Origin of the sequence: Mesorhizobium sp. M0208 (assembly GCF_040322015.1) — a bacterium.
GTDB lineage: Bacteria > Pseudomonadota > Alphaproteobacteria > Rhizobiales > Rhizobiaceae > Mesorhizobium.
On sequence record NZ_JAMYSP010000001.1, the window covers coordinates 1 to 13,747 of the forward strand.

The following is a 13,747-nucleotide window of genomic DNA, read 5'->3' on the forward strand; positions in this document are numbered from 1 at the left end:
ACTGGCCCATCTGCTTCACTGCCATCGCGATTCCCTCCGAGCTTCGTCTCAGAGAATCACAATCAGCGAATTACGCAACAGGCCCCTCAAGGGGAGGGTGGCCCGAAGGGCCGGGAGGGGTCCTGGGTGCAGTGCGCTGACGCCCATTCTGACGATGCGCCTCGGGAAGAGCACGGCAACGCTCCGCACGCGGATCGGTTTCGAAATACAGCAAGGCCGAGGGTCCCACCACTGACCCCACCCGGCCGCTTCGCGGCCACCCTCCCCTCAAGGGGGAGGGGAGCGTCCCTCACGCCGCTTGTGCCATCCGCTCCGAACTCATGCGGTAGGAAATCGCCTCGGCCAGATGGATGCGGCCGACCGTCTCGCTGGCCTCAAGATCGGCCAGTGTCCGCGCCACCTTCAAGACGCGGTGGTAGGCTCGTGCGGAAAAGCCGAGCTTTTCGCTGGCATCCCTCAGCAGCGACAGGCCGGCGGCATCCGGCATGGCGATCTCCTCGATGACCGACGGCGAGCAATGCGCGTTGGTGGTGGCGGAGGTCGCGCCGAGCCGTTCGAAACGCTCACGCTGGATCGTACGGGCGCGGGCGACGCGTAGTGCCACAGCTGCGCTCTTCTCCGCCCGGTCCGGCCGGATCAGATCGCTGGCCGAGACCGCCGGCACCTCGATCCTGAGATCGATGCGATCGAGCAGCGGGCCGGAAATGCGCGCCTGGTAGTCGGTGCGGCAGCGGTCGCCGCGCAGGCAGCGATAGCCCGGCTCGCCGGCCATGCCGCAGCGGCACGGGTTCATCGCCGCGACCAGCTGGATGCGCGCCGGATAGGTGACGCGATGATTGGCGCGCGCGATCATGCAGTCGCCGGTCTCCAGCGGCTGGCGCAGCGCATCGAGCGCCTGCGGCGAGAATTCGGGAAACTCGTCGAGGAACAGCACGCCGTGATGGGCGAGCGAGGCCTCGCCCGGCCGCACGCGCAACCCGCCACCGACCATCGCCGCCATCGAAGCCGAATGATGTGGCGCGCGGAACGGCCGCCGGTCGGTGAGCTTTCCTTCCCCGAGCTCGCCGGCCACCGAGGCGATCATCGAGACTTCGAGCAATTCCCTGGGCGCCAGCGGCGGCAGGATCGACGGCAGCCGCTGCGCCAGCATCGACTTTCCCGACCCCGGCGGCCCGACCATCAAAAGATTGTGGCCGCCGGCGGCCGCCACCTCCAGCGCCCGCTTGGCGGTCTCCTGGCCCTTGATGTCGGCAAGGTCGGGCAGGTCGCGCGCCGCGGCATGGATGCCGGCTTCCGGCCGTGACAGAACCTGCGTGCCGCGAAAATGATTGGCGATGGCAATCAGGCTGCGCGGCGCCAATATGTCGAAATCCTTGCCGGCCCAGGCCGCTTCCGGCCCGCAGGCGAACGGGCAGATCAGGCCCTTGCCTTCGGCATTGGCGCCTATCGCCGCCGGCAGCGCGCCGGCCACCGCGGCAATGGTGCCGTCGAGCGATAATTCACCAAGCACGACATAGCCGGCCAGCATGTCGCCCGGAATGGCGCCGAGCGCCGCCATCAGCCCGAGCGCGATCGGCAAATCGTAGTGGCTGCCTTCCTTCGGCAGGTCGGCGGGTGCCAGATTGACGGTGACCTTCTTCGACGGCATCGACAGGCCGGATGCATGAAGTGCTGCCTGCACCCGCTCGCGGCTTTCGGCTACAGCCTTGTCGGCCAGCCCGACGATGTGCATGTTGACCTTGCCCGGCGCGATCATCACCTGCACGTCGACCGGCACGGCCTCGATGCCTTGGAAAGCAACCGTGCGAACCCGCGCCACCATGTCTTCACCCCGGATGCAGGCTTTTGCCCCAAGCCTTTGCGATCATGCCGCGAACGGCGTCACCGGAGACAACCACAGATTTCCGGCGAAGGCAAGAACATTTGGGGAACGGCTGAACGCAACGGCTGCGATGGTTTGCAACGCGGCCGCTCGCGAAGCGAGGCTAGCTCCGCTTCTCCTCCACCGCATTCCAGAACAGGCTGGCGATGTCGGCGCCGCCGAAGCGCTGCACTTCGCGTATGCCGGTCGGTGAGGTCACGTTGATCTCGGTCATGTAGTCGCCGATGACGTCGATGCCGACGAGGATGAAGCCGCGCTCCTTCAGCGAGGGGCCGATGCGGGCGCAGATCTCGCGTTCGCGTTCCGTCAGCTCGGTCTTTTCGGCGCGGCCGCCGACATGCATGTTGGAGCGCGAATCGTGCTCGGCCGGCACGCGGTTGATGGCGCCGACAGGCTCGCCGTCGATCAGGATGATGCGCTTGTCGCCAGCCCGCACCTCCTTGAGGTAGCGCTGCACGATGTAGGGTTCGCGGAACATCTGGCCGAACATTTCGAGCAGCGAGGCGAGGTTGCGGTCGGCCTCATGCAGGTGGAAAATGCCGGCGCCGCCATTGCCGTAGAGCGGCTTGACGATGATATCGCCGAACTCCTTGCGGAAGGCGGCGACCTCGAACGGATCCTTGGTGATCAGCGTATCCGGCATCAGGTCGGGAAATTCGGTGACGAAGATTTTTTCCGGGCTGTTGCGCACCCAGGCCGGGTCGTTGACCACCAGCGTCTTCGGATGGATGCGCTCGAGGATATGCGTGGTGGTGATGTAGTTCATGTCGAAGGGTGGATCCTGCCGCAAAAGGATGACGTCCATCTCCGAAAGATCGGTGCGGACTTCTTCGCCCAGCGAATAATGGTTGCCCTTCTCGTCGCGGACCTGCATCGCCTCGATACGGGCAAACACCTTGCCGTCGCGCAGCGACAGCCGGTCGGGCGTGTAGTGGAACAACTGGTGCCCGCGCCGCTGCGCTTCCAGCGACAGCGCAAACGACGTATCGCCGGCAATCGACACGGTGGAGATGTGGTCCATCTGGACGGCGACTTTCAGGGGCATGGGTGCTCTCCGGCGCACTTGGAGCGACGTACGTCCACCTGGACGCACATACGCTCCAACATTCTTGAATCCATGCATCGTGCTTTCCGAAAATCGATTCCGATTTTTCGGGCCGATGCATCGACGACAGCGATATAGGGAAATCGGCGGCCTCTGCCAATCGGCCAAGGTCATGATGAGGCTGCGCTTCGCGTGGCGCAGACCCCAATGCGATGTGCGTTCAGCGGTCGAAGACCAGCTTGGAATAGCCGAGGAAGGACAGCGCCATGGCAACCAGTGAGGCGACCGCAAGGGCGACGAGCGGTGGCACCATCGGCAGCGCGAACAGCATGGCGCAATAGACGAGATAATTGACGAGGCTGGTGGCAATGCCGACGCCGCCATAGCGTGCGCCCTCTTGCGCGACGCCGCGGCTGGAAGGCGAGAAGGTCAGATGGCGGTTGATCAGCCAGGTGACGGACAGGGCAAAACCGATCGAGATGATGCGAGCCGCGAAGGGGCCAAGCGGCGCTATCGCCAACACCAGCCAAAGCGCCGCCGCGTCGGCGACCAAGCCGATGCCGCCGGCGACAATGAAGCGGGCGAGGCGTCCCATTTAGAGATCTAAGCCGCCCGCGGGGTCTTGCGCGGTCCGGCCTTCAAAGTCGCGAGCGCGCTTGCGCGTTCACGTTCGACGCGGCCGGAAGGCATCGACAGATAGAAGATGCGCTTCTGCTCGGCCCGGCCGCGCGACACCGAATCGAGGATTACCCCGGTCACCGCCGCCAGCATCGACAGCAGCAGCAGCCCGACCGACAGCACCCACGTCGGCATGCGCGGCACAAGCCCGGTTTCGGCGAACTCGATCAGCACCGGCGCCATCAGAAACAGGCTTGATGCCAGGAAGAACACTGAAAAAGCGCCGAAGAAACGCAGCGGCTGCGTCTCCTTCATCAGCATGGCGAACATCCACAGGATCTTCGCGCCGTCGCGAAAGGTCGATAGCTTCGACGAGGAGCCTTCCGGCCGTCGGCCATAGTCGAGCCCGATCTCGCTGACCGGCAGTTTGAGTTGTGAGGCGTGCACCGACATTTCCGTCTCGATCTCGAAGCCGCCGGAAACCGCAGGAAAGCTCTTGACGAAGCGCCGAGTGAAGGCGCGGTAGCCGGAGAAGATATCGGTGAAGTCGGAGCCGAACAGCCGCTTGTAGAGGCTGTTGAAGATGCGGTTGCCGAAGGCATGACCGGTCCTGCCGCCATCGTCGGTGACGCCGCGCCTTGTGCCCACCACCATGTCGGAGCGCTCGGTCAGCAGCGTGTTGATCAGTTGCGGCGCGTCCTCCGGCGCATAGGTGCCGTCGCCGTCGGCCATCAGGTAGATGTCGGCCTCGATGTCGGCGAACATGCGGCGCACGACATTGCCTTTGCCCTGGCGCGGCTCGCGCACCACGATGGCGCCGGCGGCGCGGGCTCGGAGCGCCGTCAGGTCGCGCGAATTGTTGTCGTAGACATAGATCGCGGCGGAAGGCAGCGTTTCGCGAAAGCGCCGCACCACTTCGCCGATCGTCAGCTCCTCATTGTAGCAGGGCAGCAGCACGGCGATGCTCGGCTCATGGCGCACGTCTTGTGGCATTTTCGTCTCCGGATGCCCCGTGAGGCCCTGACCGCTCAAACGCTGGCCTCGCTCGGGCGGCTTTACTATTTATTGAAGCTGTTAAGGCTAGGTTTAAGCCGCCCCGTATTCCTCCAAAGGTCCTGATATGAGCACAGCCGACGATGGCGCCTTCATTTGGAGGTCCGATATCGCGCTGGCGCTGCTTGCCACGGTGCTGGCAACTGCCGTCAATGCCTTTGCCGGCTTCCCGGCACTGACCAATGCCGGCGGCGACAACGACAATCTGCTGCGCCTCGTCGAAGTTCGCGACATGCTCGCCGGCCAAAGCTGGTTCGATCTCCACCAGTACAGGATGGGCCTGCAAGGCGGCTTCGTCATGCACTGGTCGCGCCTGGTCGATGCGCCGATCGCCGCCATCATCATCGCCGTATCGGCCCTGACCGGCAGCGCGGCGCTTGCCGAGAATGTCGCGCAAGTGCTGTGGCCGGCGCTGCTCTTCTGCCTGACCGTATTTTTCACGGCTCGCGCCGCGCGCAGCTTTGCCGGGTGCGGCGCTGTGCTGCCGGCTGTCATCGTCGGCGCTGCCGCACTGCATTTCCTCGGCATTTTTTCGCCTGGCGCGCTCGATCACCACAATATCCAGCTGATGCTGAGCATGGCCAGCCTGAGCTTGTTGCTTGAAGCGCCATTGCGCAAGGCGGCGGCATTGCTCTCCGGCCTATGCGCCGGGCTGATGCTGGCCATCGGTATGGAAACCGCGCCCTACGTTGCCACCATCGGCGCCTATGTCGCCATGCTGTTTGCCCTCGACGCCAATGGCGAGAGGCTGATCGCCAAGGATTTCGGCCTCGGCTTTGCCGGCGTTTCCGCTCTCGTCTTTGTCGCGACCATTGCGCCATCCGCCTGGGACCAGGCGCAATGCGACGCATTCTCAACCGTGCAGTTCGTCGTCGCAGCGATTGCCGGAACCGGCCTTGCGGCGACAGCGTCGATCGAGCCGGCCGGCCGCACGCGCCAACGGCGCATCGCCTCACTTGGCCTGCTCGCCATGCTATTGGGCGCTGTCGTCGTCTTGTTGTTCCCACAATGCCTGGCAGCGCCCTATGCCAATCTCGATCCGCGCCTCAAGGAGCTATGGCTTGATCACATCGACGAGGCGCAGTCGCTGTTCAAGCTGCTCGCTGAAGATCCGGCCGGGGTGGTGGCGCGCTATGCCACGCCGCTCATTGCGCTCGTGCTGATGGCGCTTCGCCTTGGCCGCGGTGGCTGGCGGCGGCAGGACAGCCTTGTCGGCGCGCTGCTTGTCGTGGCCTTCATCGTCAGCGCCTGGCAGGTACGCGGTTCGACATTCTCGATCGCCTTCGCCGTCATTCCGCTTGCCGCCTGGATTGCCAAATGGCGTCAACGGGCCGAGGCCAGCGCGTCGCGCGGTGTGGCGCTGCGCATGGCTGCCGTCTGGCTGGTTTCGGTGAATGCGGTCTGGACTGGGGCTGCCGCGGCGACCTCGGTAGCCTTCGACCACAGCAACACCACGGCGGATAATGGCGACGGCACCGACGTCGCTTGCCAGCGCAAGGCCTCCTTTGCGGCACTCGGCCGCCTGCCCGGCACCACCGTGCTGGCAATTTCCAATCTCGGATCGCCTATCCTGGCCTATTCCGGACATCGCGTCTTCGCCGGGCCTTATCATCGCAATGTCGCCGGCAACCTGCTGGCGCTCGATGCCTTCCTTGGGTCCGATGCCGATGCCAGGACGGTCGTCGCGGATCATAACGTCGGCCTCGTCGCGCTGTGCCCCGGCAGCGCCGAAAGCAAGCTCCTCGCAGCCAAGGCGCCGGCAGGCTTTCTTGCCGGGCTGATGCGCGGCAGCGTGCCGGAATGGCTTGCGCCGGTTGCCGGGACCAGCGGAGCCGCCGTCGAATTGTACCGCGTCCGGGTGGGCGGCTGATCGATCGGCGGCGCGTGCGGCCTTTTGTCGGACATAAGTCGCGCCAATCCACTCTTTCGCCCTTGCCCGCCCGACACGGCTGGATAGGATGCGCGCCGGCCGACCGAGATCATTGGACCGGGAGAGAATTTCATGATGCCATCGGCACGCTTTGCCGACCTCGAAGGCGCTTCGGTGCTGATCACCGGCGGCGGCTCCGGCATTGGTGCTGCCTTGACCGAAGGTTTTGTCCGCCAGGGGGCAAAGGTCGCCTTTATCGATATCGCCGACCGTCCGAGCCTGGCGCTGGCCGATCGGTTGGACAAGGAACTCGGCCGGCGGCCGTTCTATCTCAAGACCGACATACGCGACATCGAGGCATTGCGGGTATCAATCGCCAAAGCCGCCGAGGCGCATGGCGACGTGACCGTGCTGGTCAACAATGCCGCTCAGGATGACCGTCATGCCGTCGAAGACGTCACGGTCGAGTTCTGGGACAACAACCATGCCATCAACCTGCGCCCGCATTTCTTCAGCGCACAGGCGGTGGCGCCGGGCATGAAGCGGGCCGGTGGCGGCTCGATAATCAATTTCACCTCGACCTCGTTTCTCATCAACCATCCCGATATGCCGGCCTATACCGCCGCCAAGGCCGGCATCGTCGGCCTTACCAAGGGTCTCGCCGGCAAGCTCGGTGCCGACGGCATTCGCGTCAACGCGATCGCGCCCGGCTGGGTAATCACCGAGCGGCAGAGAAAGCTCTGGGTCACCGAACAGGCGCTCGCCGCTCACGTCGCCAAGCAGTGCATCAAGCGTGTGATGCAGCCGGAAGACATTGTCGGCACCGTGCTGTTCCTGGCGTCGGATGCTTCACGCATGCTGACCGCGCAGATGCTGATCGTCGACGGGGGGTTCCTGTGATCTCACCGAGCAAGGCAGCTTCCGTCGCAGCCGTCGACTGGGGCACCACCCGCATGAGGGTATGGCTGCTCGACGGCACCGGCGACGTTCTCGCCGAGCGGCGCGGCGATGACGGACTGATCACCGCTCAGGCTAAAGGGTTTTCGTCCATTCTCGAAGGCATCTGGCCGCCATGGGCGCACCCGAAAACCTGCCGGTCATCATTTGCGGCATGGCCGGCTCGCGCCAGGGCTGGCTGGAGGCGCCCTATGTCAGCGTTCCCACGCCAATCGGCGCTATCCTGGCCGAAGCTGCCCGCATTCCCGGCCAGCGCCGCGATATCCGCATTGTGCCCGGCCTTGCCCAGCGCCTCGCCGATGCACCTGACGTCATGCGCGGTGAGGAAACGCAGCTTGCCGGAGCCGGTTTGCCGGCAAAGGGACGTCACCTCGTCTGCATGCCCGGCACCCATTCGAAATGGGTGCTGGTCGAGGACGGCTCTGTTGCCGGGTTCGGCACCTGGCCGACCGGCGAGCTGTTTTCGGTGCTGGCCGCGCACTCGATCCTGCGCCATTCGCTGGGCGAGCCGCCGCAGCCGGTTGCCGCCGAAAGTCCGTTTTTTCGGGACTGGTGCCTGAAGGCGTTGGCCGAAGGCGGTGACGTCGTTTCAAGTTTGTTCTCGATCCGCGCTGCTAGCCTGTTGCAGGACCTGAAGCCCGAAGATGCCGCCGCCTGCCTGTCCGGCCTGCTGATCGGCGGCGAGATCGCTTCGGCAAATCGCCGTTATGAAGCAAGCGCTGTGCCCGTCGTGCTGATCGCGTCGGGCGCACTCGGCACGCTCTATGCCGAGGCGCTCGGCCTTGCCGGGCTCGCTTTCAGGGCCGTCGACGCCGACGAGGCGGTGCGTGCCGGCCTTGCCGAAGCCGCGCGCGAGAATGGCATGATCGCCAAAAATGGAGTTGCCGCATGACCGAAACCGCACCTTTTCCAAAGCTCGAGCGGGGTCTGGTCGCGATCCTGCGCGGCCTGAAGCCAAGCGAGGCGGTGGCGATCGGCCAGGCGATCTTCGGCGCCGGCATCGAAGCGATCGAGGTGCCGCTCAACTCGCCCGAGCCCTTTGCCTCCCTAGCCAGCATTGTCGAAGCGCTTCCTCCAACAGCTCTGGTCGGCGCCGGCACGGTGCTCACCGCCGCCGATGTCGACGGTCTGCACAAGGCCGGCGGGCGGCTGCTGGTCAGCCCCAATATCGATGCCGAGGTCATGGGCCGTGCCATGCAGTACGGTATGGTGACAATGCCCGGCGTGTTCACGCCGACCGAGGCATTCCAGGCCATCCGGCTCGGTGCTTCGGCACTGAAATTCTTCCCGGCGAGCGTGCTTGGCGCGGCAGGCATTTCGGCGATGCGCGCGGTGCTGCCGGCCAATGTGCTGGTCGGCGCCGTCGGCGGCGTTTCAGACAAGGATTTTGCCGGCTATAAGGCAGCCGGCGTCAGCGTCTTCGGTCTTGGCTCCAGCCTGTTCAAGCCGGGCATGAGCGTCGACGAAGTGGCAGCACGGGCGAAAGCCGCAGTTCAGGCCTGGGACGCGGCGTTTGGAGTGGCATGATGAGCGAGACAATCGTTTCGGTTTTTTCCGACCATGTCTGCCAATTGGGCGAGGGACCAAGCTATGACCCTGCGACCGACACGCTCTACTGGTTCGACATCGTCAACGGCCAGCTCCTGGAAAAGCGTTTGTCCGGCGGTGCGGTCAAGATCCACGAGCTCCGCCAGATGGCCAGTGCCATTGCCGTCATCGACGACCAGCGTCAGCTGATCGCCACCGAGACCGGCCTGCATGTCCGCGACGTCGCGACCGGCAAGCTGACGCTGCACACCCCGATCGAGGCCGATAATACGGTCACCCGCTCGAACGATTCGCGCGTTCATCCTTGCGGCGCCCTCTGGGTCGGCACAATGGGCAAGGGCGAGGAGAAGGCCGCCGGTTCGATCTACTGGTTCTTCAAGGGCGAGCTGCGCCGGCTCTATGCGGATATCACGGTGCCCAATTCTATCTGCTTTTCCGAGGATGGGTCGATCGCCTACTACACCGATACCAGCACCGGCCTGTTGATGCGCGTCGGCTGCGATCCGGCGACCGGCCTCCCGGTTGGCGAACCGAAGGTCTTCGTCGATCACCGTTCGGCCAAGGGCTATATCGATGGTTCGGTGCTCGACCGCGACGGGATATTGTGGAACGCTTGCTGGGGCGGCAGCGTCGTCGAAGCCTATGGACCCGACGGCAAGCTTGTCCGTTCGGTGGCGATGCCGACGACGCAGCCGTCCTGTCCGGCTTTCCTCGGCAGGAATGCCGACCGGATCGCGGTCACCTCCGCCTGGTCGGGCAAGAGCGAGAAGCAGCGCCTGCTCGACCCGCAAGCCGGCATGACGTTTATGCTCGACATTCCGGTCAATGGTCGCTTCGAGCCGCGCGTGCTGATCGCCTGAGGACAGTTGCTGTCGTGCAGGCGTCCGGCTGACGTCGGTTGCGCGCAAGCCGAATACGTTCGCCGTGCGATGGTAGGCAATCGTGCTGCCAGGAGCCGTTCCACCCATGTCAAGCCGCAAGCCGAAGCTGATCCTTGTCTACGAGCCGGAACAGGCCTGCTTCGATCGGCTGGTCGCCGATAACCACGTGCCGGAGCGTGCCGCCGAAATCGCCTCCTACCTAGCGCAATCGACCGACATCGCTGCTGAATTCGACGCACTTGCCGCCGCTTGCCAAACGCGCGGCTTGTCGTTTGCGCCGGTGGCGCTCGACGACGCCGCAAGCGTTCTCGCCGGCGAAGTTCCGAAGACCTCGCTTGTCTGGACGTTGACCGATGGCATTGCCTATTTCCGCGGCGGCGCGGCACCGGCTCTGGCACGGCTGAATGGCTTCGACGCGATCGGCGCCGACGATGCGTTGTTCGCGCTCTGCCAAGACAAGTTCCGGTCCGGCGCCGTGCTCGGCGCGCTTGGCCTGCCGGTGCCGCAGGCGGGCCTTGCCCGTGACGGGGCGTGGCTGGTCGCGCCGCCGGCCTCGCCCGCCGGCTGGTTCGTCAAGCCGAACCGGCTCGGCGCCAAGATCGGCATCTGGCCGGATTCGCGCTGCCACGATCTCGGCCATGCGCTGAAGCTTAGCCGGCGCGTATTCGCCGCCTATCGCGACGATGTCGTCGTCCAGCCCTATGTCGCCGGACGCAATGTGCGGGCGAGCTTTCTCGGCCTGAAGCCGGATACCGGCATTGAGGCGCTCGGCGTCGCCTTTGTCGATTCCGGCGGCGATTTCCAAACCATGCAGGACAGCCTGGCGCTTTACGGCAATACCGGCGAAGCGGCCAAAGCCACCGGAAATTACGCCGAGCCGTTGCTGCTTCCCGTTGACGCCAGCCAGCCTCGAGCCGATGCAAGAATCCGTCGCATCGCCGAAAGCCTGATGGTCGGGCTTGGCCTGCGGGACGTCTTTTCCATCGACTTCCGGGTCGAAGCCGACGATAGCGTGCATCTCATCGAGTTCGAGGTCTGCCCCGGCCTGCCTTGCTTCGATTTTCGCGATTACTGTCGCAAGCAATGGGGCCTGAGCCTCGCCGATGCGATGGCGGAGGCAGCGGCGAACCGGCTTCGCGCCTAAATCCCCTCGACCAGGACGATCTCGCCATCGGCCACCTTCTGGCGGATCGCGACGGCGCGCTGGTATTCAGGCGAGTGGTAGCAGTCATGCGCCACCGCAAGCGACGGAAACTCGATGATCACGTTGCGGTCGCGGCCCGGTCCCTCTGCCTTCTCATGCGCGCCGCCGCGCGCCAGGAACTTGGCGCCGAAGCGGTCGAAGGCCAGCTTGGCGGCTGCGACATAGTCCTTGTAGCCTTCCGCATCGCGCACATCGACGCGAGCGATCCAGTATCCCTTGGGCATGGTATTTCTCCGGGTTAATTCCTGGCATCAGGCCGAGCGCATTTCATCGAGAATGGCTTCCGCCGCCGCCCGCCTGTCGGTGGCGCCGACGATCGGCCGGCCAACGACGAGATGGCTGGAGCCGTTGCGGATCGCCTGCGCCGGCGTCACCACGCGTTTCTGGTCGCCATGGTCGCTGCCCTTCGGTCGGATTCCCGGCGTCACTACCGCCAGATCGGGGCCGACGATGCGGCGTACCGCCTCCGCTTCCTCGGCCGAACAGACGATGCCGCCCATGCCGGCATGCAGCGCCTGCTCGGAGCGCCTCAGCACCAGCCTATGCGGGTCATATTCATAGCCGGCGTCGATCACGTCTTGCTCGTCCATCGAGGTCAGCACGGTAACCCCGAGCAGGCAAAGGTCGCTGCCCCTGGCAGCCTCGACCGCCGCCTTCATCGTCTTCGGATAGGCGTGGATGGTCAGCATGCTCATGCCCATCCTGACGATGTTGTCGACCCCCTTGGCAACGGTGTTATCGATGTCGAGCAGCTTCATGTCGAGAAAGATCCTGGTGCCGCCGCTGGCCAGCTCGCGGGCGAAGTCGAGCCCGCCGGCAAAGGCGAGCTGGTAGCCGATCTTGTAGAAGGAGACGATCCCGTCGAGCTCGCGCACCGCCTTCTCGGCTTCCCTCAGCGTCGGCAGGTCGAGGCCGACGATCAGCCTTTCCTGAATTGTGTCGGCACGCGCGGCGTCCGGGATCATGCCTCGATCCGCGTCGACAGCATGCGCGAGGTTTCGATCAGCGTTCGGCATAGGTGCTCCATCGATTGGCGTAGTCTTTCGTCCCGGAAGTTGCCTTCGTCGTCGAAGGCGCTACCGCCCTCCGGCACCGAACACTCCGGTGTCACCACCTCCATCCGGCAGCGCACCAGCACGGCGCGCAGATGGTTGATGCAACGTATCCCTGCAAAGGGTCCGCTGGAAGACGAGCAGAGGCCGGCGACCTTGCCGGCAAGCGGCCTGAACGTCCGGCCCCCATCCTTGCGCAGTTGGCTCACCCAGTCGATGGTGTTCTTGAGCAGCGGCGGAATGGAGCCGTTATATTCGGGCGTCGCGATCAGCAGGCCGTCATGGGCGGCGATCATCCGGCCGAGCCTGACGGCGTTTTCGGGAATGCCTTCGTCCTTTTCCAGATCCTGGTCGAGGATTGGCAACGGATAGTCGGCGAGCGAGATGCGGGTCACCTCCGCGCCCTGCATGGCAAGTTCCTTCTGCGCCACGTCGGCAGTCCTGCCGCTATAGGCGCCGCTGCGCACCGAACCGGCGACGACGAGAATTTTCGGGATGATCGGCATCGCAATCCCTTGCTGTGGCGGCAGCTATAGGCGATGCGTGGGACGAATCAATAGCCGAGATTGCGGCACGCATTTAGAGCTGGCCGTTTTGGCGACCGGCGCCAGCGGATAGGGCGGACCTCGTGGGATTGAAATGGGTAGGCTATGGTCTTGTCGCTCTCGCGGTGGCTGCTGCCGCCGGCTACGCCGCTTTCGTCCTCAGCCCGTGGCCTTCGGTCCTTCTGATCCGTTACGCTTTTCACAAGGATGCAGTGGCAAAGAACCGCGCGCTTGAAAAGCACGTGCCCGCCAATGTCGGCGAACTGCGCGACGAGCGCTATGGCGAGGACCCCGACGAGACCCTTGACGTCTTCTTTCCCGTGGACGCTCAGGCAAAGGCGTTGCCTACGGTGGTCTGGGTGCATGGCGGCGGCTTCGTTGCCGGAAACAAGGCCGACATCTCGGCATATATGAAAATACTGGCCGGTCGGGGCTACGTCACTGTCTCGGTCGGCTATTCCGTCGCCCCCGGCGCCCGCTATCCGACGCCAGTCCTCCAGGCCAACAAGGCGCTTGCCTTTCTTTCCGGTAATGCCGGCCGCTACCACATCGATCGCAACAGGCTTTTTCTTGCCGGCGACTCCGCCGGCTCGCAGATCGTCGCTCAACTGGCTGCCACAATCAGCAATCCCACCTATGCCGCCATGATGGACGTTGGTCCGGGCATAGAGCGCGCGCAACTGAAAGGCGTTGCACTGTTCTGCGGCATTTACGATCCCGCGATGATCTCGCCCGAAGGGCCTTTCGCCGGCTTCAACAGGACCGTTATGTGGTCGTATCTCGGCGTGAAGCGGCTGGACGATGACCCGCGCATTGCCGAATTTTCAGTCGACAGACACCTGACGCCGCAATTTCCGCCGGCATTCGTCTCGGTCGGCAATGCCGATCCGCTGGCGCCGCAGTCGCGTCAGATCGCGCGCGCGATCACGGCGCAAGGCGTCGCGGTCGACACGCTGTTCTTTCCGGACGACTACAGTCCGGCCCTGCCGCATGAATATCAGTTCGATCTCGACGGCAAGGCGGGAGAACAGGCGTTCGAAAGGCTGACGGCATTCCTGGACCGATTGGCCAACCAGCCGCAATGACCGGCAT

General features: G+C 64.6%; 13 protein-coding genes and 1 pseudogene. 7 read left to right on the forward strand and 7 right to left on the reverse strand.

Translation table 11 applies throughout. The annotated features are described in order from the left end of the window. Window positions 1-289: 289 nt before the first annotated feature. From NKJ17_RS00005 to NKJ17_RS00020, 4 genes are all read right to left on the reverse strand, one after another. Window positions 290-1,822: a YifB family Mg chelatase-like AAA ATPase gene (locus NKJ17_RS00005; protein ID WP_352686193.1), complete on the reverse strand. Its 1,533-nt coding sequence runs from the start codon at window positions 1,820-1,822 to the stop codon at window positions 290-292. A 163-nt stretch (window positions 1,823-1,985) separates the two neighbouring features. After that, complete coding sequence (gene gshB, locus NKJ17_RS00010; protein WP_352507087.1) at window positions 1,986-2,927, reverse strand: glutathione synthase; 942 nt, start codon at window positions 2,925-2,927, stop codon at window positions 1,986-1,988. A 220-nt stretch (window positions 2,928-3,147) separates the two neighbouring features. After that, window positions 3,148-3,522, reverse strand: a complete 375-nt coding sequence (locus tag NKJ17_RS00015; protein ID WP_352507086.1) for a GtrA family protein — start codon at window positions 3,520-3,522, stop codon at window positions 3,148-3,150. An 8-nt stretch (window positions 3,523-3,530) separates the two neighbouring features. Beyond that, window positions 3,531-4,538 carry a glycosyltransferase gene (locus NKJ17_RS00020; RefSeq protein WP_352507085.1) on the reverse strand — a complete coding sequence of 336 codons (1,008 nt, stop codon included), beginning with the start codon at window positions 4,536-4,538 and terminating at the stop codon, window positions 3,531-3,533. Window positions 4,539-4,665: 127 nt separating this feature from the next. Between NKJ17_RS00020 and NKJ17_RS00025 the strand changes: the two genes are divergently transcribed. The 6 genes and pseudogenes from NKJ17_RS00025 (at window position 4,666) to NKJ17_RS00050 (ending at window position 10,998) form a co-directional block, all read left to right on the forward strand. Continuing rightward, window positions 4,666-6,468, forward strand: coding sequence for a GtrA family protein (locus NKJ17_RS00025; protein ID WP_352507084.1), 1,803 nt, complete (start codon window positions 4,666-4,668; stop codon window positions 6,466-6,468). A 132-nt stretch (window positions 6,469-6,600) separates the two neighbouring features. Next, the gene (locus NKJ17_RS00030) at window positions 6,601-7,368 is read left to right on the forward strand and encodes an SDR family NAD(P)-dependent oxidoreductase (RefSeq protein WP_254815718.1); all 768 of its coding nucleotides are present in this window, start codon (window positions 6,601-6,603) and stop codon (window positions 7,366-7,368) included. 53 nt (window positions 7,369-7,421) lie between these two features. Beyond that, window positions 7,422-8,317, forward strand: a pseudogene (locus NKJ17_RS00035) (2-dehydro-3-deoxygalactonokinase). Continuing rightward, window positions 8,314-8,952, forward strand: coding sequence for a 2-dehydro-3-deoxy-6-phosphogalactonate aldolase (locus tag NKJ17_RS00040; RefSeq protein ID WP_352507083.1), 639 nt, complete (start codon window positions 8,314-8,316; stop codon window positions 8,950-8,952). The pseudogene NKJ17_RS00035 and the gene NKJ17_RS00040 overlap by 4 nt, the downstream one beginning before the upstream one ends. Beyond that, window positions 8,952-9,833, forward strand: coding sequence for an SMP-30/gluconolactonase/LRE family protein (locus NKJ17_RS00045; protein WP_352686199.1), 882 nt, complete (start codon window positions 8,952-8,954; stop codon window positions 9,831-9,833). Before NKJ17_RS00040 ends, NKJ17_RS00045 begins: the two co-directional genes overlap by 1 nt. A gap of 106 nt (window positions 9,834-9,939) precedes the next feature. Beyond that, window positions 9,940-10,998 (forward strand): D-alanine--D-alanine ligase family protein, encoded by a 1,059-nt coding sequence (locus tag NKJ17_RS00050; protein ID WP_352507081.1) that lies wholly within the window; start codon window positions 9,940-9,942, stop codon window positions 10,996-10,998. On the opposite strand, the gene NKJ17_RS00055 is transcribed toward NKJ17_RS00050, so the two are convergent. From NKJ17_RS00055 to NKJ17_RS00065, 3 genes are read right to left on the reverse strand one after another with little or no spacing between them, the layout of a single operon-like run. After that, entirely contained in the window at window positions 10,995-11,282 is a 288-nt protein-coding gene (locus tag NKJ17_RS00055; protein ID WP_254815722.1) for a DUF1330 domain-containing protein, read from the reverse strand. The two genes, NKJ17_RS00050 and NKJ17_RS00055, sit on opposite strands and share 4 nt — an antisense overlap. 27 nt (window positions 11,283-11,309) lie before the next feature. After that, on the reverse strand, window positions 11,310-12,023 hold the full coding sequence (gene pyrF / locus NKJ17_RS00060; RefSeq protein WP_352686202.1) for an orotidine-5'-phosphate decarboxylase: 714 nt from the start codon (window positions 12,021-12,023) through the stop codon (window positions 11,310-11,312). Then, entirely contained in the window at window positions 12,020-12,616 is a 597-nt protein-coding gene (locus NKJ17_RS00065; RefSeq protein WP_352507080.1) for an NADPH-dependent FMN reductase, read from the reverse strand. The genes pyrF and NKJ17_RS00065 overlap by 4 nt, the downstream gene beginning before the upstream one ends. A 128-nt stretch (window positions 12,617-12,744) precedes the next feature. Between NKJ17_RS00065 and NKJ17_RS00070 the strand changes: the two genes are divergently transcribed. Further along, entirely contained in the window at window positions 12,745-13,740 is a 996-nt protein-coding gene (locus NKJ17_RS00070; protein ID WP_352686206.1) for an alpha/beta hydrolase, read from the forward strand. Window positions 13,741-13,747: the final 7 nt, after the last annotated feature.

Bases quoted from the DNA above. Each gene is read 5' to 3' on its own strand.
- NKJ17_RS00005 (WP_352686193.1), bottom strand. From the start codon at position 1,822: ATGGTGGCGCGGGTTCGCACGGTTGCTTTCCAAGGCATCGAGGCCGTG.
- gshB (WP_352507087.1), bottom strand. From the start codon at position 2,927: ATGCCCCTGAAAGTCGCCGTCCAGATGGACCACATCTCCACCGTGTCG.
- NKJ17_RS00015 (WP_352507086.1), bottom strand. From the start codon at position 3,522: ATGGGACGCCTCGCCCGCTTCATTGTCGCCGGCGGCATCGGCTTGGTC.
- NKJ17_RS00020 (WP_352507085.1), bottom strand. From the start codon at position 4,538: ATGCCACAAGACGTGCGCCATGAGCCGAGCATCGCCGTGCTGCTGCCC.
- NKJ17_RS00025 (WP_352507084.1), top strand. From the start codon at position 4,666: ATGAGCACAGCCGACGATGGCGCCTTCATTTGGAGGTCCGATATCGCG.
- NKJ17_RS00030 (WP_254815718.1), top strand. From the start codon at position 6,601: ATGATGCCATCGGCACGCTTTGCCGACCTCGAAGGCGCTTCGGTGCTG.
- NKJ17_RS00040 (WP_352507083.1), top strand. From the start codon at position 8,314: ATGACCGAAACCGCACCTTTTCCAAAGCTCGAGCGGGGTCTGGTCGCG.
- NKJ17_RS00045 (WP_352686199.1), top strand. From the start codon at position 8,952: ATGAGCGAGACAATCGTTTCGGTTTTTTCCGACCATGTCTGCCAATTG.
- NKJ17_RS00050 (WP_352507081.1), top strand. From the start codon at position 9,940: ATGTCAAGCCGCAAGCCGAAGCTGATCCTTGTCTACGAGCCGGAACAG.
- NKJ17_RS00055 (WP_254815722.1), bottom strand. From the start codon at position 11,282: ATGCCCAAGGGATACTGGATCGCTCGCGTCGATGTGCGCGATGCGGAA.
- pyrF (WP_352686202.1), bottom strand. From the start codon at position 12,023: ATGATCCCGGACGCCGCGCGTGCCGACACAATTCAGGAAAGGCTGATC.
- NKJ17_RS00065 (WP_352507080.1), bottom strand. From the start codon at position 12,616: ATGCCGATCATCCCGAAAATTCTCGTCGTCGCCGGTTCGGTGCGCAGC.